The 24,728-nt window shown below is 59.1% G+C and carries 29 protein-coding genes; 17 read left to right on the top strand and 12 right to left on the bottom strand.

From position 1 onward, the window contains the following. Positions 1-47: 47 nt before the first annotated feature. Positions 48-416, top strand: coding sequence for a flagellar protein FlaG (locus ACWHVV_RS00515; protein ID WP_447927615.1), 369 nt, complete (start codon positions 48-50; stop codon positions 414-416). Between the two features lie 81 nt (positions 417-497). On the opposite strand, the gene fliE is transcribed toward ACWHVV_RS00515, so the two are convergent. Continuing rightward, a complete protein-coding gene (gene fliE, locus ACWHVV_RS00510) occupies positions 498-818 on the bottom strand; it encodes a flagellar hook-basal body complex protein FliE (RefSeq protein WP_447927614.1) in 321 nt (106 codons plus the stop codon). Positions 819-1,091: 273 nt separating this feature from the next. Here fliE and fliF point away from each other — a divergent pair, with 273 nt between their 5' ends. The 13 genes from fliF to fliR all read left to right on the top strand — a co-directional run bounded on the left by fliF (position 1,092) and on the right by fliR (position 12,827). After that, the gene (fliF, locus tag ACWHVV_RS00505) at positions 1,092-2,861 is read left to right on the top strand and encodes a flagellar basal-body MS-ring/collar protein FliF (RefSeq protein ID WP_447927613.1); all 1,770 of its coding nucleotides are present in this window, start codon (positions 1,092-1,094) and stop codon (positions 2,859-2,861) included. After that, positions 2,854-3,861 carry a flagellar motor switch protein FliG gene (gene fliG / locus ACWHVV_RS00500; protein ID WP_447927612.1) on the top strand — a complete coding sequence of 336 codons (1,008 nt, stop codon included), beginning with the start codon at positions 2,854-2,856 and terminating at the stop codon, positions 3,859-3,861. The genes fliF and fliG overlap by 8 nt, the downstream gene beginning before the upstream one ends. Beyond that, complete coding sequence (locus ACWHVV_RS00495) at positions 3,854-4,624, top strand: flagellar assembly protein FliH (protein ID WP_447927611.1); 771 nt, start codon at positions 3,854-3,856, stop codon at positions 4,622-4,624. The genes fliG and ACWHVV_RS00495 overlap by 8 nt, the downstream gene beginning before the upstream one ends. Further along, positions 4,621-6,012 carry a flagellar protein export ATPase FliI gene (fliI, locus tag ACWHVV_RS00490; protein ID WP_447927610.1) on the top strand — a complete coding sequence of 464 codons (1,392 nt, stop codon included), beginning with the start codon at positions 4,621-4,623 and terminating at the stop codon, positions 6,010-6,012. The genes ACWHVV_RS00495 and fliI overlap by 4 nt, the downstream gene beginning before the upstream one ends. A 1-nt stretch (position 6,013) precedes the next feature. Next, entirely contained in the window at positions 6,014-6,466 is a 453-nt protein-coding gene (fliJ, locus tag ACWHVV_RS00485) for a flagellar export protein FliJ (protein ID WP_447927609.1), read from the top strand. A 22-nt stretch (positions 6,467-6,488) separates the two neighbouring features. Then, positions 6,489-8,288, top strand: a complete 1,800-nt coding sequence (locus tag ACWHVV_RS00480; RefSeq protein ID WP_447927608.1) for a flagellar hook-length control protein FliK — start codon at positions 6,489-6,491, stop codon at positions 8,286-8,288. 153 nt (positions 8,289-8,441) lie between these two features. After that, entirely contained in the window at positions 8,442-8,915 is a 474-nt protein-coding gene (gene fliL / locus ACWHVV_RS00475) for a flagellar basal body-associated protein FliL (RefSeq protein WP_447527345.1), read from the top strand. A gap of 21 nt (positions 8,916-8,936) precedes the next feature. Further along, positions 8,937-9,995: a flagellar motor switch protein FliM gene (gene fliM / locus ACWHVV_RS00470; protein WP_447927607.1), complete on the top strand. Its 1,059-nt coding sequence runs from the start codon at positions 8,937-8,939 to the stop codon at positions 9,993-9,995. Beyond that, positions 9,988-10,497, top strand: a complete 510-nt coding sequence (gene fliN / locus ACWHVV_RS00465; RefSeq protein WP_447927606.1) for a flagellar motor switch protein FliN — start codon at positions 9,988-9,990, stop codon at positions 10,495-10,497. Before fliM ends, fliN begins: the two co-directional genes overlap by 8 nt. Next, positions 10,494-10,928, top strand: coding sequence for a flagellar biosynthetic protein FliO (fliO, locus tag ACWHVV_RS00460; RefSeq protein WP_447927605.1), 435 nt, complete (start codon positions 10,494-10,496; stop codon positions 10,926-10,928). Before fliN ends, fliO begins: the two co-directional genes overlap by 4 nt. A gap of 8 nt (positions 10,929-10,936) precedes the next feature. Next, entirely contained in the window at positions 10,937-11,734 is a 798-nt protein-coding gene (fliP, locus tag ACWHVV_RS00455) for a flagellar type III secretion system pore protein FliP (protein ID WP_447927604.1), read from the top strand. 33 nt (positions 11,735-11,767) lie between these two features. Beyond that, positions 11,768-12,037 (top strand): flagellar biosynthesis protein FliQ, encoded by a 270-nt coding sequence (fliQ, locus tag ACWHVV_RS00450; protein WP_447527340.1) that lies wholly within the window; start codon positions 11,768-11,770, stop codon positions 12,035-12,037. A 1-nt stretch (position 12,038) separates the two neighbouring features. Further along, a complete protein-coding gene (fliR, locus tag ACWHVV_RS00445) occupies positions 12,039-12,827 on the top strand; it encodes a flagellar biosynthetic protein FliR (protein WP_447927603.1) in 789 nt (262 codons plus the stop codon). 59 nt (positions 12,828-12,886) lie between these two features. Here the strand turns inward: fliR and flgL are convergent, their stop codons facing one another. From flgL to flgB, 11 genes are all read right to left on the bottom strand, one after another. After that, complete coding sequence (gene flgL, locus ACWHVV_RS00440) at positions 12,887-13,819, bottom strand: flagellar hook-associated protein FlgL (protein WP_447927602.1); 933 nt, start codon at positions 13,817-13,819, stop codon at positions 12,887-12,889. 14 nt (positions 13,820-13,833) lie between these two features. Further along, complete coding sequence (gene flgK / locus ACWHVV_RS00435) at positions 13,834-15,495, bottom strand: flagellar hook-associated protein FlgK (protein ID WP_447927601.1); 1,662 nt, start codon at positions 15,493-15,495, stop codon at positions 13,834-13,836. A 60-nt stretch (positions 15,496-15,555) separates the two neighbouring features. Next, positions 15,556-16,605: a flagellar assembly peptidoglycan hydrolase FlgJ gene (gene flgJ / locus ACWHVV_RS00430; protein WP_447927600.1), complete on the bottom strand. Its 1,050-nt coding sequence runs from the start codon at positions 16,603-16,605 to the stop codon at positions 15,556-15,558. After that, the gene (locus ACWHVV_RS00425) at positions 16,605-17,687 is read right to left on the bottom strand and encodes a flagellar basal body P-ring protein FlgI (protein WP_447530482.1); all 1,083 of its coding nucleotides are present in this window, start codon (positions 17,685-17,687) and stop codon (positions 16,605-16,607) included. The genes flgJ and ACWHVV_RS00425 overlap by 1 nt, the downstream gene beginning before the upstream one ends. 60 nt (positions 17,688-17,747) lie before the next feature. Beyond that, positions 17,748-18,389 (bottom strand): flagellar basal body L-ring protein FlgH, encoded by a 642-nt coding sequence (locus tag ACWHVV_RS00420; protein WP_447894828.1) that lies wholly within the window; start codon positions 18,387-18,389, stop codon positions 17,748-17,750. Positions 18,390-18,478: 89 nt separating this feature from the next. Then, the gene (gene flgG, locus ACWHVV_RS00415) at positions 18,479-19,261 is read right to left on the bottom strand and encodes a flagellar basal-body rod protein FlgG (protein WP_447927599.1); all 783 of its coding nucleotides are present in this window, start codon (positions 19,259-19,261) and stop codon (positions 18,479-18,481) included. A 31-nt stretch (positions 19,262-19,292) separates the two neighbouring features. Further along, complete coding sequence (locus tag ACWHVV_RS00410) at positions 19,293-20,051, bottom strand: flagellar basal body rod protein FlgF (protein ID WP_447927598.1); 759 nt, start codon at positions 20,049-20,051, stop codon at positions 19,293-19,295. A 30-nt stretch (positions 20,052-20,081) separates the two neighbouring features. Next, the gene (gene flgE, locus ACWHVV_RS00405; protein ID WP_447927597.1) at positions 20,082-21,344 is read right to left on the bottom strand and encodes a flagellar hook protein FlgE; all 1,263 of its coding nucleotides are present in this window, start codon (positions 21,342-21,344) and stop codon (positions 20,082-20,084) included. 23 nt (positions 21,345-21,367) lie between these two features. Continuing rightward, complete coding sequence (locus ACWHVV_RS00400) at positions 21,368-22,060, bottom strand: flagellar hook assembly protein FlgD (protein WP_447927596.1); 693 nt, start codon at positions 22,058-22,060, stop codon at positions 21,368-21,370. Between the two features lie 2 nt (positions 22,061-22,062). After that, on the bottom strand, positions 22,063-22,473 hold the full coding sequence (gene flgC, locus ACWHVV_RS00395; protein WP_447927595.1) for a flagellar basal body rod protein FlgC: 411 nt from the start codon (positions 22,471-22,473) through the stop codon (positions 22,063-22,065). 27 nt (positions 22,474-22,500) lie between these two features. Further along, positions 22,501-22,929, bottom strand: coding sequence for a flagellar basal body rod protein FlgB (flgB, locus tag ACWHVV_RS00390; protein WP_447527329.1), 429 nt, complete (start codon positions 22,927-22,929; stop codon positions 22,501-22,503). Positions 22,930-23,132: 203 nt separating this feature from the next. Between flgB and flgA the strand changes: the two genes are divergently transcribed. From flgA to ACWHVV_RS00375, 3 genes are all read left to right on the top strand, one after another. Next, positions 23,133-23,849 carry a flagellar basal body P-ring formation chaperone FlgA gene (flgA, locus tag ACWHVV_RS00385; RefSeq protein WP_447927594.1) on the top strand — a complete coding sequence of 239 codons (717 nt, stop codon included), beginning with the start codon at positions 23,133-23,135 and terminating at the stop codon, positions 23,847-23,849. Positions 23,850-23,949: 100 nt separating this feature from the next. Continuing rightward, positions 23,950-24,213: a flagellar biosynthesis anti-sigma factor FlgM gene (gene flgM, locus ACWHVV_RS00380; protein WP_447527327.1), complete on the top strand. Its 264-nt coding sequence runs from the start codon at positions 23,950-23,952 to the stop codon at positions 24,211-24,213. Positions 24,214-24,219: 6 nt separating this feature from the next. After that, a complete protein-coding gene (locus ACWHVV_RS00375) occupies positions 24,220-24,669 on the top strand; it encodes a flagella synthesis protein FlgN (protein ID WP_447894822.1) in 450 nt (149 codons plus the stop codon). The last annotated feature ends 59 nt before the right edge of the window (positions 24,670-24,728 follow it).

Here is a 24,728-nt window from a genome sequence, read left to right as displayed (position 1 = left end):
CGATGAGTGATTTCCGCCGCTTGGCAAATTTCAAAAGGAATACACGTATGGACTCTTTACCGCTGGATAGTTCCGTCATTTCATCTTCCACGAGCGCCTCCTCCCCACCCGCCTGGCAGATGCAGCCCCTGCGCCAGGAAAGCATGGCAAGCCTGCTTCAAGCACCAACGCAAAGCCAGCCCCCGGCAACCGAGGTCTCCAGGGAGGAGCTTGAGGAGCCCATTGCCCGCCTCAACGAAGCGCTGCGTGATCGTGGCGTGGAGTTCGAGGTCAGCGAAGAGGCTTCCAGGATAATCGCCCGTGTGATCGACCGGGAGACGGGGGACGTCATTCGTCAGATCCCAAGCGAAGAGGTACTCGAGGTGGCCAAGCGGATAGAGGAGATGAAGGGGGGAATTATTTCACTCGAGGCTTAAAAACCGCGCAGCCTGCCGCCGAGCAACCCGGTAGAGGGACACGCTGCGGCTGCGCCACGCCTTTTTAGCGTAGCGTAGGTTTTAAACCTGCATGTTCATCACGTCGCGGTAGGCGCTGACCAAACGGTTACGCACCTGCAGGCCCATTTGAAAGGCCACACTGGCCTTTTGCATGTCGACCATGACGTCGCCGAGCTCCACGTTAGGCGCACCGGCCTGGAACTCCATCGCCTTGGTGTCAGCGGTTTGTTGTAGCTGGTTGATACGCCGGATGGAGGCCTGCAGCTCGCCGCCAAACCCACTTTGCCCCAGGGCGGCCGGCTCGCTTTTCAGGGGCGCTCCTGCTTGAGAAGCCATACCCTGCATCTGCTGTAGCGCGGACTGAATGGCGGGTGAACTCATACGTATGCCTCATCGTCGATACGGTTGAAGTAATGTCGCTACCCTACCACTGGCAGCACTCCTCTCATACGAACAAATAAGTCATAAAAGCTGAGCTTTTCCTTCGTTCATGCTCGACCCGCCTAAGCATAATGGCGCACATCAAAGTTCCGCATCAATTATCGATTAAACGTCTGTGTTCACGACTTACCGGGATTGACGAGTATAGCCTATGCTTTCATTGATGATGTGCTTGGGCCGTGACCAGCTTTGCTCAACCTCCAGGAGGAATACATGAGCGAGACTGGTGCTACGGCAGGCCGTCAAACCAGCTCGACCCCTAACGCTTCCAGAGGCGACACGGCAGAGAGTTTAAAAAACAACGCCACGCTTACGCGCTTGAAACAGCAAATGCGCGCGAGCCCGTTGGTTGTCTTAATCGTGGCAGCCGCGGCCTCTATCGCGTTGGTGGCTGCGCTTTTCATGTGGGCGGGCAGTCCCGAATACCGAGTGCTTTACAGCAACCTGGACGAAGCGGACGGCGGCCGGATCATCACCGAGCTCGATAGCCGCGCTATTCCCTATCGTTTCAGCGATAGCGGACAAGCGCTTATGGTGCCCAGCGATCAGGTCCATATGCTAAGGCTCCAGCTTGCCGAACAGGGGCTTCCCCGGGGCGGCAATCAAGGCCTCGAGCTGATGGACAACCAGGCGTTCGGTATCAGCCAGTTTGCCGAGCAGGTCAACTTTCAGCGCGGGCTCGAAGGTGAGCTTGCCCGCTCGATCGAGTCCCTGGGCCCGGTAGAGCGAGTGCGTGTTCACCTCTCTTTGGCCAAGCCCTCGGTCTTTATTCGCGACCGTGAGCCGGCCAAGGCGTCTGTCGTACTCACGCTTTTGTCCGGACGCGTACTCGGGGAAGGCCAGGTCAGCGCGATTGTGCACATGGTATCGAGCAGCGTACCCGAGCTTGCCGCCGAAGACGTGACCGTCGTGGATCAAAACGGTCGCCTGCTCTCGGCAAAGGCCTCCCAGGGTAACGACCTGGACGGCACTCAGCTCGAGTACATTGCCGAGGTGGAGCGCTCCTATCAGCAGCGTATCGAAAACATTCTGACGCCGATTTTGGGAAGCGATAACGTGCGCGCTCAGGTCGCCGCTCAGATCGACTTCTCGCGGCGCGAACAAACCTCCGAGCGCTACGGACCCAACCAGCCGCCGAACGAAGCGGCGGTGAGAAGCCGTCAGTTAAGCCTCTCCTTCGATGGCGAAGATCCGCTGGCGACCGGTATTCCTGGCGCGCTAAGCAATACGCCCCCGGGTACGGCCCCTTCGTTCATCAACCAGGAGGGCGAAGGCGAGGATGGCGAAGAGGCGCCGGAAAATGCGCTTTCGAACCTGCGCCAGGACGATGTCGTCAATTACGAAGTGGATCGTAGCATCGAGCACGTTCAGCAGCGCCTCGGCCAGGTTCAACGCTTGTCCGCCGCGGTGGTCGTCAATTTCAGAACCGTGATCAACGGCGAAGGTGAAGCCGAGCAGGTCGCCCTGACGCCGGAAGAGGTGGGGCAGCTGGAGCGGCTGGTACAGCAGGCAATGGGCTTCTCCGAGGTCCGCGGCGATCAAATCGAAGTGGTCAATACGCCCTTCGTCCGCGCCAGCGACATCGAAGACGACACCGTCTGGTGGCAGCGCCCGGCAACGCTTTCGCTTGCCACGACCCTTGGACGCTACCTGATGGTCGCCCTTGTCGCGCTGCTGCTTTATCTGCTCATTCTGCGCCCGTTGATCAAGCGCTATACCCAGACGCCTCCCGCTGCAGCACCGGCGACGCCGGGTAGCACTTTCCGCGCAAGCGTTGGCGATGAAGAAGAAGGTGAAGGCGAGCTTGGCGAAGAGGGTGAGCGCTCGGAGTCGGAAGAAGACGACACCTACGCGGCGCGTCCCAAGCGCCGGCGTAAAACGTCTCTTTACGAGCACAATCTTAAAGACCTGCAGGATATGGCCAAGGACGACCCACGTATGGTCGCCATGATTATTCGCAGCTGGATGAATGCCAATGAGTAGCGCCATCGAACAAATGGGCGGCGCCCGTAAAAGCGCCATTCTCCTGCTCACGCTGGACGAAGACAGCGCGGCAGAGGTGTTCAAGTTTCTAAACGCCTCTGAGGTACAGGCGATCAGCCTCGAGATGGCCAAACTCGATCAGATTTCTCACGAGGACATGAAGGCCGTGCTGGAGGCTTTCCACCGCGAGACCGACGAGTTCGTGGCGCTGAATCTCAACTCGAGCGATCATATTCGCTCGGTATTGACCAAGGCGCTGGGCAGCGAACGCGCCTCGAGCCTGATCGAGGACATTCTCGAGAGCACCGGCAACAATTCGGGTATCGATGCGCTCAACCTGATGGAAGCCTCGATGGTGTCCGAGCTGATCCGCGATGAGCATCCGCAAATCATCGCCACGATCTTGATTCATCTGGAGCGCAATCAGGCCGCCGACATTCTCGAGCTCTTCGAGGAAAAGCTGCGTAACGACGTCGTGCTGCGGATTGCTACCTTCAGCGGCGTTCAGCCTGCCGCCCTCCAGGAGTTGACCGAAGTGCTGACCAGCATGCTGGACGGTCAGAACCTCAAGCGCAGCAAGATGGGCGGCGTAAGAACCGCAGCGGAAATTCTCAACCTGATGAACTCGTCCCAGGAAGAGGGCGCGATCGATACCGTGCGTGCCCACAACGAAGACCTGGCGCAGAAAATCATCGACGAGATGTTCCTGTTCGAGAATCTTCTCGACCTGGACAGCCGGGCGGTTCAGATGGTACTCCAGGAAGTCGAAACCAACTCGCTGGTTATCGCGCTCAAGGGCGCTCAGGAGGCTTTGGTGGACAAGTTTTTGCGCAACATGTCGCAACGCGCCGCGGATTTGGTGCGCGAAGACATGGAGGCCCGTGGCCCCATTCGTGTCTCTCAGGTCGAGACCGAGCAGAAAGCCATTCTGCAGGTGGTCCGCCGCCTGGCCGACTCCGGCGAGATAGTGCTGGCCGGCGGAGACGACGAGTATGTCTAGTGGCCGCACGAGCGAGTTCGACCGCCACGGCCAGTGGCAACGCTGGCAGATGGACGAGCTCCAGAGCCACGCGTTCGAGGCCGGTGATGACCATGCCGCCTCGCCAAGCGCTTATCAGCGCCGAGTCGCCGCCGCGCAAAAAGCCGCCGAGCAGGCACGCCTTCGCGAGGAGCAAGAGCGTGAAGCCGTTTACGAACGCGTGCGCCGCGAAGCCGAACAGCAGGGCTATCAGGACGGTCTCGCCCAAGGCCATCAAGAGGGTTTGGAGCAAGGTCTGAAAGAGGGGCGCGAAGAGGCGCAAAAAACCCTCGACGAGCAGATTCATCATGCCATCAAGCCGCTCGAAATCCTGGCCAAACAGTTCGCTGACGCCCTGGAGCGCATCGACGACACCATCGCCGACGATTTGGTCGAGCTTGCCATGATGACCGGGCGCCAGCTCGCCCTCGACGCACTGGCCGAACAGCCCGAACAGGTTCTTCAACTGGTGCGCGAGCTTTTACATACCGAGCCGCCGCTCACCGGTCAGCAGCGCCTGTGGCTCAACCCGGACGACCACGCGCTTGTAGAAGAGCGGCTAGGCGTCGAGCTAAGCGCCGCCGGCTGGGCGCTGCAGCCCGACGACCAGCTTGCCCGCGGCGGATGCCGGGTGACCAGTGCCCAGGGGGAGCTCGATGCAACCTTCGAGAGTCGCTGGCAGGCCATCACCTCCCAGATGCGCAGGCGCAATAAATCCGCGGATACCGCCGGGGGCAACGCATGAACAGCGCCGCCCACCATACTCACACGCAGCACTGGCGCAAGGCGCTCACGCGGACCTCGCGCCGGGTAAGCCAGTTGCCCCACTACCGGCGTAGCGGCCGGGTAGTGCGCGCGACCGGCATGGTGATCGAGGTCGTGGGTCTGCGCGTGGCAGTAGGCAGCGCGTGCCGCATCGAACTGCCCAGCATGGACGGGCGGGTCAACGACAGCGAGGCGCATGCGGAAGCCGAAGTGGTAGGGTTTTCCGGCGAAAAGCTCTTTTTGATGCCGCTCGAGCAGATTTCCGGCCTCATGCCCGGTGCCCGCGTCTCACCCCTGGTCGATGGCAGCGGCCATAGCGCGCGGCGCTTTCCCATTGGCGATGAGCTTTTAGGCCGGGTGCTCGACGGTAACGGCAACCCCCTGGATGACCGCGAAGGCATCGACGAGGTCGCCCGGGCGACGCTGCATACCGCGCCGCTCAATCCGCTGTCGCGCGCGCCGATCGACACCCCGATCGATGTCGGCATTCGCGCCATCAACGCGCTGTTAAGCGTTGGCAAGGGCCAGCGCATGGGCCTTTTCGCAGGCTCCGGCGTGGGTAAATCGGTACTGCTGGGCATGATGGCGCGCTACACCCAGGCCGATGTTATCGTGGTCGGGCTGATCGGCGAGCGTGGCCGCGAAGTACAGGATTTTATCGACAATATTTTAGGCCCGGAGGGGCGCCGCCGCGCAGTGGTCGTAGCCGCCCCGGCGGACACCTCGCCGCTTCAACGCCTACAGGGCGCCTCCTACGCCACACGCCTTGCCGAAGGCTTTCGCGACAGCGGGCGCAACGTGTTGCTGATTATGGACTCGTTGACCCGTTACGCCATGGCCCAGCGAGAGATCGCGCTGGCCATTGGCGAGCCGCCGGCGACCAAGGGCTATCCACCCTCGGTGTTCGCCAAACTGCCGGGGCTGGTCGAGCGCGCGGGTAACGCCGAACGCGGCGGCGGTTCGATCACGGCGTTCTACACCGTTTTGACCGAAGGCGATGACCAGCAGGATCCCATCGCCGACTCGGCCCGGGCGATTTTGGATGGCCATATCGTGCTGTCGCGCAGCCTGGCCGAGGCGGGGCACTACCCGGCCATCGATATCGAGGCGTCGATCAGCCGGGCCATGAACGCCGTTGCGACGGACGAGCAGATCAAACGGGCGCGGACCTTTAAACAGATTTTTTCACGCTATCAGCGCAATCGCGATTTGATCAGCGTGGGGGCGTACAGCCCCGGGCACGACCCTCGGCTGGACGAGGCGGTCAACCTGTTTCCAGAGCTCGAGCGCTTTTTGCAGCAAAGTATCGAAGAGCGCGCCACACTTGAAGAGTCAAGACAGGCACTAGTGCAGGTGGTGGGAGGCTAATATGCAGCATTCACAGCTCGACATTTTAACCAATCTGGCCCGGGACGCGCGCGACCAGGCGGGTAAGCTGTTGGCCGAAGAGCGCCAGAGCCAGCACCAAACCCAGGCGCAGCTCGAGTCGCTCAGCCGCTACCGCGCCGAGTACGCCGAGCGCCTGCAAACGGCGATGCGCGACGGTATCGACCCGGCGACCATGTTCAACTATCAGCAGTTTTTGGCCTCGCTCGACGCCGCGCTCAGCCGCGCTCGTCAAGCGCTGACCGCCCAGCAAAAGCGCGTTCAACAAAGTCAGCAGCACTGGCAGCAGGAGCAGCGTAAACTCTCCTCCTACGACACCCTGGCATCGCGGCGGCTTCTCGAAGAGCACCGCCGCCAGGAGCGGGCCGACCAGAAAGCCAACGACGAGTTCGTAACGTCCCAGACCGCCCGCCGTTCACCGGACAGTTCGCAGTAATGCGCGCGAGGATTTCAACATTATGACTATGTCGCTACTGCCATACACCAGCCAGGACCTCTCTAGCTCGAGCCTCTCGAGCCAGGGTCTGCGCGGTGCGCTCACTACTTTGTCCGGCGCGACGCCCTCGCCCGGCGCCTCGGAAGGCTTTCAAACGGCGCTGCGCCAGGCATTCGATACCCGCGCGGGTACGTCTCTAACCAGCGACCCGCTTCAAGCGTCGCAAGCGCCAGCCCAGGAGCACTTTCGCGCTGCGCTGGCAGCGTTGGGCGTCGAGCCCGATACGCTGGATGAAACCACTATCAGCACGCTGGCCGGTCAGCCGAAAACGTTGCCACAGGGCATGCTCGCGGACTTTCGCGATGCGATGAGCGCGCTAGGCGTGGACGGGGAAGCACTCGATGAAACCGCGCTACGCCAGGCGCTGGACATGCGCGCAGCCGCGCCTTTAGCCGGCCAGGCTCAGTCCCAGTCTCAACCCCAGGATACAGTGGCACTCGACGCCTTTCGTGATGCGCTGAGCGCGCCGGGCATGGACGCAGAGGCCCTCGATGAAACGGCGCTACGTCAGGCGCTTGATACGCTCGCAGCCACGCCTTCAGCCGGCCAGTCTCAGCCGCAGGACCCGGCGGCGCTCGACACCTTTCGCGAAGCCCTGACGGCACTGGGTATCGACGTCGGCACGCTCGATGACGCCTCCTTGAGCGCGCTTTTTAACGCCACCGGCCAAGCATTGGCGGCCGATGTACCCAGCGGTCAGCGTCTCGAGACCCTGGAAAACATGTTCGCCAGACTTAACGCTTCCGCGTCCGCTGACGAAAACCCGATGATGGCACCGCTTACCCTCAATACGGCCGGGACAACGCCCTTGTCCGGGCCGGCTGACGGCGTGGAAGAGCAGGAGTGGGCCGACGGCCCGCTGGATGAAGTGCAGGCGCGCCTGGCGCTGATGGCGGCGTTTGCCGAAACACCGGCGAAGGCCGCCGAGCCCGGCATGCCCGAAACGGCGCAGCTCAATAGCGCAACACCGGCGACCTTTGCACTGAGTGAGGCGGCAAGCCAGGTGCTGAACGCCGTTAACGCTTTGCGCGCCGAGGCCAATCCGACCGCCAGATGGGCAACCTCAGCCTCGGGTGAAGCACGGCCGACCTGGAGCGCTCAGGGGCCGGCTTCGCTTTACACAGCCGCAACGACCCTGACCGACGCCCCTGATGCCGGTCTTACCCCGGCACCATTGGTAGCCCGCAGCGATGCGATGCCGGCAGCCACGGCGAGCCTGTTACAAACCGCTTCGGCGCCGGCCCCTTCGACGGGCGCCGAGCAGGCAGGCCTGGGAGCGGCCCCTGGCGGCGCACCGGTCGCAACACCTGGCAGTGCCAGCGCGGCCATCAACGCACCGGTCACAAGTGCCGCGTTTCCTGAAAAGCTGGGCCAACAGCTGATTCAGCTAACCCAGCGCGGCGGCGAGCAGCACGTCAAGCTCGAGCTACACCCGGCAGAATTGGGGCCGCTTTCGATCTCGCTGAAAGTGAGCGAACACGGCACCCAGGCACAGTTTTTCTCGGCGCACGCCCAGGTTCGTCAGGTCGTCGAGCAGGCGATCCCTCAACTGCGCGAAGCGCTGGCCGCCCAGGGAATCTCACTGGGCGAGACCTCGGTCGGTGAACACGGTCAACCTAACGAGCAAGCCTTCGCCCAGGCGAATGGCGCTTCGGCTCGAGGCGGCGACGACGCCGCCGAGGGTGGGCTGGAGGGCATCGACGCCGGCCTGGCCACACCGGTGCGGCTGACGCTGGATGGGCGGGTCGACCTCTACGCGTGATGGTGGCCCCGGCGGGGCAGTCACAATCTCAACGCCTTAAAAAGCTAAGCCAAAAGATAGGCTCTCCTGGAGAGTCTGTTCATTTACTAAGCGGCTGGCTCATTAGGCATAATGCATGGCATTCGTCATACGCAAGGATCATGGGAACAGTCAATGGCAGAAGCAAGCGGTGGATCCAAGAAACTGCTTTATATAATGATCGTGCTGGTCGTCCTGTCGGCGCTCGGTGCCGCGGCCGCTGTTTACATGGTGCTGGGCGGCTCAAGCGACGATGAGGCGGGCCAGACCGAAGTGGTCGCCGAACCCGAACCGCCGGTTTTCACACGCATCGAGCCCTTTACGGTGAACCTGGCGGACGACAACTACGGTTCACGCCTTCTGTATACCGGCATTACGCTGCGCGTCGGCGGTGAGCAGAGCAAGGCGATCATCGAAGAGCACATGCCCCAGGTACGCAGCCGCTTGCTGATTTTGTTGTCCGGCAAGCAGGCCAGTGAATTAACGTCTATCGAAGGTAAGGAGGCGCTTGCCCAAGCGATTATCAGCCGGCTCACCGTTCCACTAACGGAAAACCAGCCGCCGCTTGATCTGCAGGAAGTGCTGTTTACCGATTTTATCGTGCAATAACCTCGGGCGCGGGAGCCGTTCATGTCACAGGACGATCTACTGTCCCAGGAAGAAATCGACGCCTTGTTGAAAGGCGTCAGTGGAGATGAGGAGCCAGCAAGCACCTCCTCCTCTCCTTCAAAAGATGATCAGCGCATTCGTCCTTACGATCCGGCGACCCAGCACCGGGTCATCCGGGAGCGTCTGCACGCGCTGGATTTCATCAACGAACGTTTTGCCCGCTACTTTAGGAACGGGCTGTTCAATCTGATTCGTAGAAGCGCCGATATCACGGTGGAATCGGTTCGCTATCAAAGTTTTAGTGATTTTTCGCGCAACGTACCGGTGCCCACCAACCTCAACATCGTCTCCATGAAACCGCTACGCGGCTCGGCGCTGGTCGTCTTTCCGCCTAACCTGGTGTTCATGGTGGTGGATAACCTGTTTGGCGGTGACGGTCGCTTCGTGACCAAATCCGACGGCCGCGAATTCACCAATACCGAGCAGCGCATCATTCAGCGCCTGCTCAATTTGGCCATCGACGCCTACCAGGAGGCCTGGAAGGTCGTCCATCCGCTGGAGGTCAACTTCTTACGCTCCGAGGTACAGGCCAAATTCGCCAACATCACCAACTCGCCTAACGAGATCGTGGTGAATACCAAGTTCAATATCGAAGTAGGCAACCTCTCCAGCAGTTTTCAGATCTGTATGCCCTACGCCATGATCGAACCGCTGCGGGATCTTCTTGCCAACCCGATCAACGACAGCAACCACGACCACGACGGCACCTGGTCGCGGCGCATGGCCAGCGAACTTCGTCAGACAGAAGTCGAACTGATTGCCGAGTTTGCCCGGATCCCAAGCCGAATCTCCCAGGTAATGGGGCTGAAAAAAGGCGATGTACTGCCCATGGACATTCCCAGCACCATTACTGCCAGCGTCGATGGCGTGCCTGTCATGGAGTGCGAGTACGGAAGCCAGCAGCAGCACCACGCCCTGCGCGTGCTCAGCGTGATCGACCACGGTGCCATGAATAACGCCGCGTCCCTGGACTTCATTAAAAGCCCGCGACGCCAATCCAAGGAACAAACGCATGACTGATCCTAACAAACCCGATCAACCTGTTTCCGACGATGATTGGGCGAACGCCATGTCTGAGCAAGTCCCCGAGTCGGACGCCGCCGGCGAAGAAGACCCCTGGGCGGCCGCCATGGCCGAACAGGAATCCGCCGAGCAAGAAAGCGCTGAACAAGCCCCGGAAGCCGAGCCGCAGCCCGCCGCCAGGGCGGCAAGCGAAGACATTTTCCGCCCGCTAAGCGGCGAAGGCGCTTCCAGTGTCTCCCGGGACCTGGAAATGATCATGGATATTCCGGTTAAGCTCACCGTCGAGCTCGGCCGGACCAAACTGACCATCAAGCAGCTTTTGGAGCTTGCCCAGGGCTCGGTCATCGAGCTCGAGGGGTTGGCCGGCGAGCCGATGGATATTCTGATCAATGGCTATCTAATCGCCCAGGGGGAGGTCGTGGTGGTGGAGGACAAGTACGGTATCCGCATCACCGAAATCATTACCCCCTCCGAGCGTATTCACAAACTCAACCGATGAGCGTCGCGACGTCTACAAGCCAGCCAGGCTCGGTCGATGCGCTGGGCTCGGATGCGCTGGTCGGTATGGCAGCGCTGGGTAAAACCGCCGCAGCGTTGGCGCTGGTGGTCGTTATCATTTTGCTGTGTACGGCACTTTTGAAGCGTATACAGCAAAAGCGTTTCGATAGCGGTGCGCGGCTGCGCGTGGTCGGCACGACAGCGGTGGGCAGCCGCGAGCGCATCGTGGTGGTCGAGGTGGAGGATACCTGGCTGGTCGTGGGCGTTGGGGGTGGGCAAATCACCAAGTTGCACGAGCGCCCTGCCCCCACCGACCGCCAGGTGCCCGAAACGGAGGTGTCCGCCGGGTTCTCCCAGCGTCTGGCGAAGGCGATTTCGGGCCGCCGTTCTGATCCCGCCTCCTCCGAGTCAAGCCCCCCTCCATCGCCATGAGAGACGTCATGCCCCGTTATCGGTACCCTCTTCACGAGCGGCTCGCTTATGCACTGTTCGGTGCGCTGCCGTTTTTGCTGTTGATTTTGCTGCTCCCCAGCCTGGTCTCGCCCGCCGAGGCCCAGCAGCTCCCGCCCGGGCTGATCTCACAGCCGCTGGAGAATGGCGGCCAGCAGTGGTCACTTTCGTTACAAACGCTGCTACTCTTGAGCTCGCTGGCGTTTTTACCCGCCATGCTGTTAATGATGACCAGCTTTACGCGCATCATTATCGTTTTGAGTCTGTTGCGAACGGCGATGGGCACTCAGTCTACGCCGCCCAACCAGGTACTATTGGGTATCGCGCTATTTTTGACCTTTTTCATCATGTCGCCGGTGATCTCCGAGGTGTACGATACGGCCTGGCAGCCGCTCAGCAACGAGACGATCAATTTCGAAGAGTTTTTGGTGCGCGCTCAGGTGCCCTTTCGCGAATTCATGTTGGCGCAGACCCGGGAACCGGACCTGGCGCTGTTCGCGCGTTTGGCCGATGTCGGCCCCATGCAGGGTCCCGAGGATCTGCCCATACGGGTGCTGCTGCCTGCCTTTGTCACCAGCGAACTGAAAACTGCCTTTCAAATCGGCTTTACGATTTTCATCCCGTTTTTGATCATCGACCTGGTCGTGGCCAGCACGCTGATGGCACTCGGGATGATGATGGTACCGCCGGTGACGATTTCGCTGCCGTTCAAACTGATGCTGTTCGTGCTGGTGGACGGCTGGCAGCTGTTGATTGGCTCACTGGCGCAAAGCTTTTACATGCTATAGCGCCTCGGTGACCCCCGAGCGAGAGGAGCGATCATGACCCCCGAAATCGTAATGAGCATGGCCTATCAGGGAATGCGTCTTACCCTGTTCATGGGCGCACCGGTACTGCTGGCGGCGCTGTTTACGGGCCTCATCATCAGCCTTTTTCAGGCCGCCACCCAGATCAACGAGATGACCCTGACGTTCATCCCCAAAATTCTGGCGGTCTTTACCGTGCTGGTACTGGCGGGCCCCTGGCTGATTGGCCTGATTACCGACTACACCCACCGGCTATTTACCAATATTCCCAATATGGTGATGTAGAGTGGTCGACATCACCTTTACCCAGCTTCAAGCATGGCTTGTGGCTTTTTTTTGGCCCTTCGTGCGGATTACCGGCTTTATGGCCATCGCCCCGCTCTGGGGGCACTCGAGTATTCCCAATCAGGTCAAGGTAGGCCTGGCCGCGCTGGTCTCCATCGTGATCGCCCCCGTGCTTCCGCCCATGCCCGAGGTGGCGATCTTTTCCTGGGCAAGCCTTGGGATCATGATCGAACAGCTTCTGGTGGGCCTGGCGATGGGGCTGGTGATGCACATCATCTTTGCCGTGGTACAGGCCTCGGGAGAGTTCATCGGTTTGCAGATGGGTCTGGCGTTCGCCAGCTTTTTCGACCCGTCCAGCGGCACCAACATCATGGTGCTTTCGCGCATTCTCTATATGATCACGCTGCTCATGTTTCTAGCGCTGAACGCCCATCTCATGGTGCTGGAAACCCTGATCATGAGCTTTCAAACCCTGCCCGTCGGGCTGGGTGGCCTAAACCCCAACGCTTTTGAGCTGCTGGCCCGCTACGCCGGGACGATTTTCGCCTCGGGTATGCTGCTGGCGCTGCCATTGGTGGCGTCTCTGCTCATCATCAGCTTGTCGCTGGGCATCCTCAACCGCTCGGCCCCTCAGCTCACCGTCTTCAATATCGGCTTTCCTACCTCGCTGACGGTGGGGTTGGTGCTATTGATGGTGCTAATGACCGATATCGGGCGCTTTTTGCAGCCGCTATTTAGCCAAGGCATCAACTTCATGCAGGGGCTGATCGAGACCATGGCGGGCCTGTAAAAAAGCCGCCCCAAGGGAAAGGGCGGCTAAAAACCTGCATCAAAAAAGCGGTTTGCGGCTTACAGGTAGTCGAATAGCGACATGCTGCTCATATCCACGAAGGTACGCTGGGCGGCCTGCATACCGACTTGGCGCAGGCTGTACTCGGAAATCGCCTCGACCATATCCAGATCAACCAAATCAGACATCGCTTGCGTGTAGTTCAACATGCGGTTACTGGCAACCGAATCGACCACGTCCAGCTCGTTTAGCCGAGCGCCGGCCGAGGCGCGCTTCGTTAATACATTATCCAGCGCATTGTCGAGCTCATTCATCGAGGTGTTGAGCGTATTATGCAACTCCTCACCGGATGTCGGGCTCTCGAGTACGCTCAATACGTCCTCAATCGTACGAAAAAGATCAGGTTGTGCTCCCGTCTCCTTTGCCCCGTTAGACACTTGCTTAAAAAGCTCGTCGCCGGTCATGGTGACCGGCATACGCCGCGAGGAATCGATGCGCTGTTCACGGTTTTCAGTACCGCCGACGTAGGATACGCCGCCATTTTCATTTTTCTCGAAGGGGGGCTTATCGTCCGCGTAGCCACCAAAGAGATGGCGACCGTTGCCATCTGTCGCGTTGGCTTGACCGATCAAGGTTTCGTAGACGCCACGCAGCTCACTGGCAATGGACTCGCGGTCAGCAGCACTCAGCGTATCGTTGGAGGCCTGGATCACCAGCGTTTTGGCGCTGGTGATCGCATCGCTGACGCTATTGAGGATACTCTCGGTTTGCGACAGCGAGTTGCGCGCCGATACACGCGAGTCAGCGAACTGCTCGGTCATCGCCATGGACTGGGCAACGCCGACCGAACGTGAGGCGGCCTGCGGGTCGTCGGAGGGGTTGACCACCCGGCGACCGCTGGCAAGCTGCTGGCTCACCTTCAAAAAATCGCTTTGCTGGCGGTTGATGGATGCCGAGCTTTGTTCGTACATGGTAACGGTGCTTATACGCATAGTAGGTATCTCCCCTAGCTCCGCAGATTCAGAATGGTATCCAACAGGGTGCCAGCGGTATCGATCACTCGTGCGTTAGCCGCGTAGAACTGCTGGTAGCGAATCAAGTTGGCCGCCTCTTCATTCAGGTTGACGCCGGATTCGGACTGCTGCACCGCGCGCAGCTGGTCGGTCAGCCCCTGGCGGGCATCCAGGTTCACCTGGGTAATGTTGGTGCGATTACCCACATCAGATACCATCGCACCGTAGGCGCCACTGAGCGAGGCGCTACCGCCTACAACACTCCTGTCACTTTGCAGATCCTGCAGCGCCAGCGCATTGCGGTTATCGCCAGCGGAGCCTTCGGTGCCCGCCGCAATTTTACTCGGGTCATCAAACGCTGTCTCCATGCCCGCCCCCGCCCGGCGTACGGGCTGGATTTCGAAGCGATCACCATCATTAGGGATGGAATCGAAGGTGAGCTTCACACCACCAAACGTAAGCACGCCCCCGCTTTCACCTGGATCCCAGGTAAACTCACCGGCACCGACAACTTCAGCTTGAGAGTTTTCGAGCCTCACACCGCTACCCTTACGCGTCACACTTGGCTGACCATCGTCGAAACGCACGGTATAGTCCGTTGCCCTAAGCTGATCGATATTGCTAACGTCGAACGTTATCGACGACACCTCAGCATCACCCTTGTTTTTCAGGTTCGCATAGGCCTGTGGTTCGCGTAGGGAGAAGAAGTCGCCTCCCTGTTCACCCTTTAGATCTACGCCCTCCTTGTGCTGCTCATTGAATGCTACCGAGAGCGATACGGCCAGCTGACCAATCTGATTTTGGGTTTTGTCCAGGGTTTCGGCGCGGAAACTCATCAGCCCACCAAGCGAGCCCCCCTTGATGGAGGATTCACTTAGTTGAATGGTGCTACCCGCGCCGTCACGGTAGCCCACTACCGTACGTTCTGGATCATTGTCGGCCTGAACGGCTTCGAGCCTAAAGCTCGATGTGCCGGTCACCAGCGGCTGTCCATTGGGCAGGCTAACGTTATAGGTTTTACCGTCTTGAACATCCAGGCGCAGATCCATACGCTCATTGAGCTCGGATATTAGTTGGTCACGCTGGTTGAGCAAACTATTGGGAGCCTCACCGGAGCGTGCCCGCGCCAGGGAAATCTCCCTATTGAAACTGGCAATTTGCTCGACGGTGTTGTTGATCTGGGTAACTTCATCCTTTATTTGGCTATTGATGTTGTCCTGCATATCCTGCAAATAGCCATCGAAGGAGCGGAACTGGGCGCTCAACGTATCCGCCGTCCCCATCACGCCTTGACGAGAAGCGGGGTCTGACGGCGCACTGGCCAGATCTTCAAGGGAAGAGAAAAAATCCTGTATCAGCGGCGAAAGGCCCGCTTCGCGGTCGGCCAGCAGGTTGTCGATCTGCGATATTTGCCCCGCATAGGTCTCAAGCGCGCTGGACTGGGTCTTGGCGTTATTGAGCTGGTTAGCCACGTACGTGTTGAACTGGCGCTCGATGGCGTCCACGCGCACGCCGCCGCCCACGTTGCCTTCACTGAGCTTGGGCAACTCGCGATTATAGCCGGGCGTGAACAGGTTGCTGATATTGTTACTGGTCGCGCCGAGCGCTCTCTGCGCTGTATTCAGGCCACTTAAGCCCGTTGAAAACATGCTCATGGTTCAAATCCTCAAGCTGATACTCATTTATCGGCAGCGCGGTGCACAACTTGAATGACGTTAACGTGCGTCGGCCAAAAACGCCGGCCCGGTGGGCAGCGGTCCCATGGTGTTCATGATGGCAACGAGTTTGTCGGCGTAGCGCGGGTCGGTGGCGTAGCCGCCACGCTGTAGCTCACGGGCGGCCTGCTCGGCATTTTGCGCCTCGACGACACCAACGTAACGCGGGTTTTTACCGATCAAGTTGGCATAGTCGGTAAAGGCGTGCTCGAAGGAGTCATAGACTCTAAACGTGTCCACCATCTGGGTGCGCTGACCGTTGAGATATTCGTGGGTCGTGATATCGGTGGTATTGCCTTTCCAGTGGCTACCTGCCTTGATGCCGAACAGGTTATGGCTGTTGCGCCCTTCGTGGGTCGCGATTTCGTGTCGGCCCCAGCCGGTCTCAAGCGCGGCCTGAGCCAGAATCAGCTCGGCGGGCACGCCACTCGCCCGGCTGGCGGCCTGGGCAGGCTCGGAAAGCGTGGCCATGAACCGCTTCACGTGATCCGGCGCGTTGGGGTTGATCACCGGTGCCGTCATGGGCGCGTTGGCCGCGGCGGCGGGCGCGTTACCAAGCGACTCGGCGCTCGCTTGCGGTGCAACCTGGCCCTGGCGGATCGCTTCGAGTTCGCTCAAGAAGCGCCCGCTCGCTTGGCCGCCCGGGCCTGGGGGCTGTAGCGGGTCATCCAGCACGCGCGGCGTACCCCGCGGGATACCGGCAATCAGCGCCTGAGTCTCATCGTCGCCTTGAGCACTGCCCTTGATAGCGCCCTGGCGCTGGAGCTGCTCGTACAGTACGTCGGCCAGGCCCATACCTTTATCGGCAATGACCTGGGACCACTGTTGATCGAGCATTTGCTGATAGGTGTCGGTCGTACTGCTGCTCATCAATCCGGAGGAGGGAATCGCTTCGCGCATGCTTTTCATCATCATCTGCACGAACAGCGCTTCGAACTGCTGGGCAGCGCCGTAGGCGCCCTCTTCCGGGTCGACCCGGGCGTTGTGCTGCATGCGCTGAAAGCCGTTCATATCGAAGGCGAGCTGGTTGGCCATGCTGTTGACACTCATCAGATCACCTCGAGCTCGGCGCGCAGCGACCCGGAGGCTTTTAGCGCCTCCAGAATCGACATCAAGTCCTGGGGCGTGGCGCCCAGCGCGTTCAGGGCGTTGACCACGTCGTTGAGCTGAGCGCCTTCGACGATCTGCAGATAGGCCTCTTGCTGCTCGATATCGATATCCGCATTGGGTACCACCACGGTTTCACCCTGGCCAAAAGGCGCTGGCTGGCTAACACCGAACTGCGAATCGATCATGATGGAGAGATTACCGTGGGCAACCGCCGCCTGGCGCAGCGTGACGGCGCTGTTCATGACCAGCGAGCCGGTACGCGAGTTAAGCACCACCCGCGCCGGGGCGTCCATGGGTGTGAGCTCGACGTTTTCCACCCGGGCCATGAAATTTACCCGCAGGTTGGCGTCCATGGGGCCATCCAGAGCAATGACGCGTCCATTACGCGCGTAGGCCACCGACTGGCCGAATTCGTTGTTGATCGCCGTCACCATGCGCTGCACGGTGCCAAAGTCGGAATCATTGAGCTGGAGCTCCAAAAGCCCGCCATTGCCGCCCAGATTGAGCGCTACTTCGCGCTCGACCAGGGCACCATTGGGAATGCGCCCGGCCGCCTGCTGGTTGATCTGCACGCTGCTGCCGCCCGCCTGAGCGCCCGCCCCGCCGACCAGCATATTGCCCTGGGCAATCGCGTAGGTATCGCCGTCGGCGCCTTTCAGGGGCGTCATCAACAGCGTGCCGCCGCGCAGGCTACGGGCGTTGGCAATCGACGAGACGACGATGTCCAAACGCTGGCCCGGGCGAGCAAACGGCGGCAGATCGGCGGTGACCATGACCGCCGCTACGTTACGCAGCTGCAAATTGGTGCCCGGTGGCACGCTAACGCCAAGCTGCGAGAGCATATTGGTCAAACTCTGGCTGGTAAACGGCGCCTGGGTGGTCTGGTCACCGGTGTTATCGAGACCCACGACCAGGCCATAGCCGACGAGCTGGTTGTCTCGCACACCGGCGAAATTGGCAAGCTCGCGTACGCGTTCGGCAAAGGCGTTGCTTGCGACCAGACATAGCGCTATCAGAGCCATCGCCTGAATCCAGCGCTTGACGTGTAACCTTGAAGTCATCACAACTCTCTTCTCGAGCGCCTAGAACGGCGAGACGTTAAGGAAGAAGCGCTGCAACCAACCCATGTGCTGCGCCTCGTTGATATAGCCATCGCCCACGTACTCGATGCGCGCATCGGCCACCTGGTTGGAAGGCACCGTGTTGGCCGCGGTCACCGTTTGCGGGTTGACGACCCCGGAGAAGCGGATGAACTCGGTCCCCTGATTGATCGCGATCTGCTTTTCACCGCGCACCCGCAAATTGCCGTTATTGAGCACTTCCAGTACCGAGACGGTGATCGTGCCGGTCATGGTGTTGTTCGCTTGGGTAGCGCCGCTGCCAGAGAAAATATTGTCACTGGCGACATCGAAACCGTAATCTTCCAGAAAGTCGATGATATCGGGAATCTGAGCCAAATCGAGCGAAGCCGAGCCGCTGCGGTTAGCGCTCGACTGCGAGGTCTGACTCGCGCTGACCTGCTCGTTGAGCACGATGGTCAGGATATCGCCGATCGCCCGAGGGCGGCGGTCCTCGAACAGCGGCTGATAGCCACGGCGCGACTGGTAGATCGAACCGTTGGCCACCGCCGGCGGCCGGTCCACAATATCGATCTGTTCCTGCTCGCCGACGACCGAAGCACGAGGAATCTGTGCACACCCAGCGGCGGTTACAATCAATAGCATGAGAGCCAACTGCGCTAAACGGCGAAAAGCGGTGTTTTTAAGCATCTTACGACCTCGGAAGCCTCTATCAAGCGCTCCTTGATACAGGATTAGAGCTGGCTCAGGCGGGCCAGCATCTCATCGCTGGTAGACACCGCTCGGCTGTTGATTTCATAGGCGCGCTGGGTCTGGATCATGTTGACCATCTCTTCCACCACGTTGACGTTGGAGGTCTCCACGTAGCCCTGGAACAGACGCCCGGCACCGTTGTTGCCGGGGGTGAGATCCTGGGGAGCACCCGATGCACCGGTTTCGAGATAGAGGTTACCGCCAATGCTTTCCAAACCCGCAGGATTGATAAAGGTCGCGATATTGATCTGCCCTGCAGGAGTGTCTTGTGGAAGGCCTGGTTGGCGAATGCTAACCGCGCCATCTTCACCGATCGATACCGAAAGCGCGTTCGCATCAATGAAAATACCAGGCTCTAGAGGGTAACCGTTTGCGGTTACCATCTGGCCGTTCTCATTAAGCTGAAAGCCGCCGTCACGCGTATAACCAATTGTGCCGTCCGGTAACTGCACCTGGAAAAAGCCATCGCCGTTGATGGCAAGATCCCGGGAGTTGCCGGTTTGCTCCAGGCCGCCTTGAGTATGCAGACGCTCGGTGGCCACGGCACGGACACCGGTACCCACTTGCATGCCCGAAGGCAGACGGTCCTGAATGTTGTTCTGGGCGCCTGGCTGGCGCATGTTTTGATACAGAAGATCTTCAAAGACCGGGCGCGAGCGTTTGAAACCGTTGGTGCTCACGTTGGCCAGGTTGTTGGAGATCACGTCGAGCTTGGTCTGCTGCGACTCGAGCCCCGTTTTTGCCGTCCACAACGACTTAATCATGGTGTCTTCCCTCTAAACCAGGCGGCTGGGATCAGCCTTGAAGTGATAGCATGCTGTTGGCGCGCTGGGCGTTCTCGTCGGCATTGCTGAGCATGCGCATCTGCATGTCATAGCGGCGCGCAACGTCGATCATCGACACCATGGCGTCGACTGCACTGACGTTGCTGCCTTCGAGCGCTCCGCTGACCAAACGCGCATCTTCGTTGGCTGCCAGCACACCGGGCTCGCCTTCTTCATTGAGCGGCGCGCGAAACAAGCCATCTTCGCCGCGGGTAAGCGCGAGCTCATCCGGCGTTACCAGCTTGATACGACCGACATCCACGAGCGCTTCGGGCCCTTCGCCCTGGGGGATAGCGCTAATGGTGCCGTCGGCGCCGATCGAAATTTGCGCACCTTGCGGAAGCGCAATCGGCCCGCCATCGCCCATCACCGGACGACCGACGCTAAGCAACACGCCGTCGCTATCGATTTGCAAATCGCCGCGGCGGGTATAGGTTTCGCTGCCGTCGTCGGCCAGTACCGCCATCCAGGCGTTGTCCTGCATGGCGACATCCAGACCGCGTCCGGTACGCTCGATCGGCCCTTGCGAAAAGTCGGTTCCCGGCGTCGTGGTCACTGCCGAGACGCGCGTGTGCAGCGCACCCGCGCCCTCGACGGGCACCGAGCGCGCCGCCTGCAACTGTGCACGAAACCCCGCCGTGGAGACGTTGGAGAGGTTCTGGCTCACCACCGACTGCTGATCCATGGCGTTCTTGGCTCCGCTCATGGCGGTATACAGCATTCTATCCACGTGCTTGCTCCTTACACAGGTGACCGGCTATTAAAGGTTAATAATGGTCTGCAGGAGTTCATCCTGAGTGCTGATGGTATTGGAGTTCGCCTGGTAGGCGCGTTGAGCGACGATCATATCGACCAGCTCACGGGCGAGTTCCACGTTAGAGGCTTCAACAGCGCCTGCCTGAATTTGGCCATACTGACCAGAACCCGGAGCTCCCGTGTTAGCGACACCCGAACTATTCGTAGCCGCCCACAAGTTGTTACCTAAAGGTCTCAGCCCCTCTTCGTTGGTGAAAGTATCTAAAGCGATCTGGCCTGCGGGACGAGATTGCTCATTAGAAAAGTTACGCATTACGGTGCCATCCGCAAGCACTTCGATACCCACTAAAGCGCCATCTGTATAACCATTCTGATTAAACTGGCTCCTCGATGAGGCACTTGCAAACTGAGTGCTTCCATCAAAACTTAAATCAAATGAAACCTCATTCGCCTCAGTACCGCCAGGGAAAGTAATTGTAGCGCTATCACCTCCATTTACTCCGGTTACGTTACCATTAGCATCTGTTACTAATCGTCCGCTAGGAGTAAAGTTAAGTGTGAAGGTATCTCTTTGCACACCATCGGTAACCGCTGTAACAGTCCACTGATTTCCGGCATTTCTCTCAAAATAAGTCGACACATTTATCGCATTACCTAACGAATCATAAGCCGTGAAACTATTTGAAAAGTGGTACGGCAAGTCAGTTCCATTATCTAGTTCAACAGTGCTTAAACCCTGACCTTGGATACTAGTGGCATCTAAGTTAAGAAGGATGTTGGCTTCTGTGCTAGCCCTCGCTGGTATGCGATTTTGAGTTACGTTTAATGGAATCGGATCACTTCCCACTAAGACATCAGAAAAAGGAAACGCTGATTGCTCGGCCGTATCCTCTGTCACCGAGGGGTCCAAACCATACCCCATCAGTCGGGCGCCCTGGGCATTAACGATATCGCCATTAGCCGCCAGGCTAAACTCACCATTTCTTGAAAAACCCACTTCACCGGATGACTGTTGCAGGCGGTAGAAGCCGTTTCCGGAAATAGCCAAGTCAAGATTACGGTTCGTGCTTTCGATACTGCCTTGTGAAAAGTTCTGGCGTGTATCAGATACCCTGACACCTATTCCCTGAGAGTTAGCGAACACATCGGCAAAACGCACGCTCGAGCTTTTGTAGCCCACGGTTTGTGAGTTGGCGATGTTGTTACCAGCAGAATTCAGCCTTTCTGATTGGGCGTTGATACCCGAGACAGCTGTCGTGAATGACATGGTCAATCCTCAAAATAATTTGATTAAAGAATCTGTTTAACTTGCCCAAGCGTTACTTGGCCATAAACGGCGCCAAGGTCCAGTCGAACGTCACCACTATCAGAGTTCGGTGTAACACGATTGACGAGCGCATAATTAAGTGTGCTGGAGTCGATTGGCTCACCTTGTGAGTCAAGCGCCTCTAACTGCACGGTATAACGTCCACTCGCTGCCGCGACCCCTTGATCATTCAGACCATTCCAATCAAATGATTGAACACCGGCCTTGAGCGCACCCAGATCATATTGGCGGATCACCTGGCCACCTTCGCCAACGATCGTCGCTTTTACATTCGACGCCGGGCGGTCCAGCTCGATACCAAAGGGCGTTGCATGGGTGCTGCCGTCGCTAGCTTGCTCTAACAAAACCTGCCGCCCAGGCACCATGACACCCTTACCAATCAGGCCACTTGCTTGTAGCGCCTGGTTGGCATCCATCTGGGCGGTAATGCCCTTGAGCGTTGAGTTCAGCTCTTCGATACCGCTGACGGTGTTGATTTGGGCCAGCTGCGAGGTCATCTCCGCGTTTTCCATCGGATTGAGCGGGTCCTGGTTTTGCAGCTGGGTGACCAGCAGCGTCATGAAGCTGTCGCGCATTTCCTGGGACTGGCTGGCGGACAGGTTGGCCGCCCGGCCACCGCCGTTGATGCTGTTAATCACGCTTGAATCGATATTCATGTTTAGCCCTCACCGAGCGAGAGTGTCTGAACCATCATCTGTTTGGTGGTATTGAAGACTTCCACGTTGGCCTGATACGAGCGCGAGGCGGAAATCATGTTGACCATTTCGTGCACCGGCTCGACGTTGGGTTTGGCAACGTAGCCTTCTTCATCGGCGGCCGGGTGACTGGGCATGTACTGAAGACGCAGCGGCGAATCGTCCTCCACGACCTCGGTCACCCGAACGCCGCCTACACCATAGCGGTTGTTCTGCGCCTGGGTTTCGAACATCACTTGTTTCGCCCGGTAGGTCTCGCCGTCGGGGCCGGCGATACTATCGGCGTTGGCCATATTGCTGGCGGTTACGTTCATGCGCTGCGCCTGGGCGCTCAAGGCAGAGCCTGCAATATCAAAAGCTGAAAACATCGACATGGCTTATTCGCTTCTCCTGAGAATCGGTTATTCCGGCTGCATCGCGTTTTTCAGCCCTTGAATGCGGCGATTCATGATCGTAAGGCCCGCCTGATAGCGAAGGGCGTTATCGGTAAACTGCGACCGCTCCCGGTCCATATCCACGGTGTTGCCGTCCAGGCTTGGCTGGTCGGGCACCCGGTAAAGCAGATCGGTGCTGGCCGCCCCGCGCCAGGTAGCGCCCTGGGCTTCGATATGACGCTCCGAGGTGCGGGCCAGCGCCACGCCACCGTTTTGCTGAACGCTCTGCCCGGCTTTTACTGCCTTGTTCAGCTCGCTGGCGAAGTCGATATCGCGCGCCTTGTAGTTCGGCGTATCGGCATTGGCGATGTTGCCCGCCAGCACTTCGTGACGCGACTGGCGAAGGCTCAGGGCGCGCTGGTGAAAATTGAATGCGGATTCGAGTTGGTCGATCATGCCGTCCCTCGTTTGCTGAGAGGCAAAGGTAATTCGGTCGTTTCTGAGGGTGCATAATAGGGAAGCGCACTCAAACTAAAGCATGGAACAAATGCCTTTTACCCCAGTATTTCGCATGATGTAGGGCCGACGTTTGCATTAAACTTCTGCCTATCAGCTAGCGCTCGCTGGCTTGGCCTCCTTTCTATCAAGCGATGACTCCCATGCCCCATTCGCCTTTTCAGGCGCTACGCGACCTATCACTGGTAATCAAACTATTGGCGGTGATCACACTAGGGCTGATGACCACCCTGCCGGCCTACGCCGATGATCAGCCGCTCATCGAGACCGTACAAAACTTCCTTTACCAGCAAACCCAGTCTCTGGGCGAGGAGGTAGTGATCGATGTCTCGCCGCCATCGGCCCATTTGCCTGCCTGCATTGCGCCGGAACCTTTTTTTCCTAACGCCAACCAAACGCCTTTAGGGCGCGTGTCGGTGGGGGTGCGCTGCGGCGAGGGCCGCCGCCAGGTGCGCTACATCCAGGCCCAGGTGGATGTGATGGGAAGCTACCTGGTCGCCGCCCAGGACATCGCGCGGGGCACTCTCGTCACGGCGTCGATGGTGACACAGCGCCAGGGCAACCTGGGCGAGCTTGCAAACAATGCCTTGACCGATGAAGATGCTATTATAGGGTTGGTTGCCCAGCGCCCCATTCGCAGCGGCGATGTATTTCAGGCGCATTCGCTCCAGGCGCCGGATCTGGTGGAACGCGGGCAGCGCGTGACGGTCATAGCACAAGGTTCGGGCTTTCGTGTGGCCCGGGAAGGTGAAGCACTCGAAAGCGGTGCCTTGGGCGCACGGATTCGCGTACGTTTTGACACTCGCGAGCTGGTGACCGCCCGCGTTTCCAGCCAGGGTGTTTTGACGGTAGATTTTTAAGTTAACGTCTAAAGTCCTCTGTATCGGTGCCGATACTCTGTATAACGGCACAGAGCCATCGCGTTTAGAACGCTTTAACGTTGACGATGAGGCCCACAACGTGAAAATTGATAATTTGAATCCGCTGTTACGCACCAATCAGCCACAGCAGCGTGATGACACTCAAAAGGTCGGCGGCGCTCAGTCATCGCCCGAAGGCAGTACCACTCGCGAATCCACGCGTCTTAGTCAGATGCATATGGACGATTCGCAGGATATCGATATGGCCAAAGTGGAAGAGCTTCGCGAGGCCATTCGTGACGGCAGCCTCGAAGTTCGCGCCGACCGTATCGCAGACAGCTTGATTGCCCAGCTAGGGGAGTAACCTGTTATGAGCCTTTCCCGGTTGCTGTTGGATCAGCATCAGCGCCTTGACGAACTCGTCGAGCTGCTTACCCAAGAGCAGGCTCAATTGATGCAGGGTGCGATCGACGGCGAAGTACTGGCCTCGCTGGCCGAAACCAAGCAGACCCTCTTGAGTTCGCTCGAGCGGATGGAAACGCTGCGCCGTTCGACGCAGCTGCGGCTGGGTTACGACGATGATGCCAGCGGTGCCTTTAAAGCCGCCGTCGATGCAGGCTGTCAATCCAGCTGGGAAAGCTTTTTGAATAAGAGCGAGCGCGCCGCACGCATGAACGCGCTGACCGGCGAAATGCTGTCGGTACGTATGAAGCACAATCAGGATATGCTGGGCTACATTCAGCAGATCGCCGAAAAAACGCTCTATCAGCCCAACGGGCGTAACCAAGCGCAATCCAGCCGTCTCAATACCTCTGCTTGATCCGCCAACTCTGCTATTAAATAGTCGAATCTCATAGCGAAACGCTTCAATAAGAACAC

This window comes from Vreelandella sp. EE27, from assembly GCF_968206495.1.
This window is presented reverse-complemented; position numbering and strand designations above follow the sequence as displayed.

Coding starts and splice junctions, on each gene's coding strand:
- flgA (WP_447927594.1), top strand. CDS start 23,133: ATGCCCCATTCGCCTTTTCAGGCGCTACGCGACCTATCACTGGTAATC.
- ACWHVV_RS00400 (WP_447927596.1), bottom strand. CDS start 22,060: ATGAATATCGATTCAAGCGTGATTAACAGCATCAACGGCGGTGGCCGG.
- fliO (WP_447927605.1), top strand. CDS start 10,494: ATGAGCGTCGCGACGTCTACAAGCCAGCCAGGCTCGGTCGATGCGCTG.
- ACWHVV_RS00425 (WP_447530482.1), bottom strand. CDS start 17,687: ATGGCTCTGATAGCGCTATGTCTGGTCGCAAGCAACGCCTTTGCCGAA.
- flgL (WP_447927602.1), bottom strand. CDS start 13,819: ATGCGTATAAGCACCGTTACCATGTACGAACAAAGCTCGGCATCCATC.
- fliE (WP_447927614.1), bottom strand. CDS start 818: ATGAGTTCACCCGCCATTCAGTCCGCGCTACAGCAGATGCAGGGTATG.
- flgK (WP_447927601.1), bottom strand. CDS start 15,495: ATGAGCATGTTTTCAACGGGCTTAAGTGGCCTGAATACAGCGCAGAGA.
- ACWHVV_RS00495 (WP_447927611.1), top strand. CDS start 3,854: ATGTCTAGTGGCCGCACGAGCGAGTTCGACCGCCACGGCCAGTGGCAA.
- ACWHVV_RS00515 (WP_447927615.1), top strand. CDS start 48: ATGGACTCTTTACCGCTGGATAGTTCCGTCATTTCATCTTCCACGAGC.
- flgB (WP_447527329.1), bottom strand. CDS start 22,929: ATGATCGACCAACTCGAATCCGCATTCAATTTTCACCAGCGCGCCCTG.
- fliM (WP_447927607.1), top strand. CDS start 8,937: ATGTCACAGGACGATCTACTGTCCCAGGAAGAAATCGACGCCTTGTTG.
- fliF (WP_447927613.1), top strand. CDS start 1,092: ATGAGCGAGACTGGTGCTACGGCAGGCCGTCAAACCAGCTCGACCCCT.
- flgC (WP_447927595.1), bottom strand. CDS start 22,473: ATGTCGATGTTTTCAGCTTTTGATATTGCAGGCTCTGCCTTGAGCGCC.
- fliI (WP_447927610.1), top strand. CDS start 4,621: ATGAACAGCGCCGCCCACCATACTCACACGCAGCACTGGCGCAAGGCG.
- ACWHVV_RS00375 (WP_447894822.1), top strand. CDS start 24,220: ATGAGCCTTTCCCGGTTGCTGTTGGATCAGCATCAGCGCCTTGACGAA.
- ACWHVV_RS00480 (WP_447927608.1), top strand. CDS start 6,489: ATGACTATGTCGCTACTGCCATACACCAGCCAGGACCTCTCTAGCTCG.
- ACWHVV_RS00420 (WP_447894828.1), bottom strand. CDS start 18,389: ATGCTATTGATTGTAACCGCCGCTGGGTGTGCACAGATTCCTCGTGCT.
- fliG (WP_447927612.1), top strand. CDS start 2,854: ATGAGTAGCGCCATCGAACAAATGGGCGGCGCCCGTAAAAGCGCCATT.
- fliN (WP_447927606.1), top strand. CDS start 9,988: ATGACTGATCCTAACAAACCCGATCAACCTGTTTCCGACGATGATTGG.
- fliJ (WP_447927609.1), top strand. CDS start 6,014: ATGCAGCATTCACAGCTCGACATTTTAACCAATCTGGCCCGGGACGCG.
- fliP (WP_447927604.1), top strand. CDS start 10,937: ATGCCCCGTTATCGGTACCCTCTTCACGAGCGGCTCGCTTATGCACTG.
- flgJ (WP_447927600.1), bottom strand. CDS start 16,605: ATGAGTGTCAACAGCATGGCCAACCAGCTCGCCTTCGATATGAACGGC.
- fliQ (WP_447527340.1), top strand. CDS start 11,768: ATGACCCCCGAAATCGTAATGAGCATGGCCTATCAGGGAATGCGTCTT.
- flgE (WP_447927597.1), bottom strand. CDS start 21,344: ATGTCATTCACGACAGCTGTCTCGGGTATCAACGCCCAATCAGAAAGG.
- fliL (WP_447527345.1), top strand. CDS start 8,442: ATGGCAGAAGCAAGCGGTGGATCCAAGAAACTGCTTTATATAATGATC.
- flgG (WP_447927599.1), bottom strand. CDS start 19,261: ATGATTAAGTCGTTGTGGACGGCAAAAACGGGGCTCGAGTCGCAGCAG.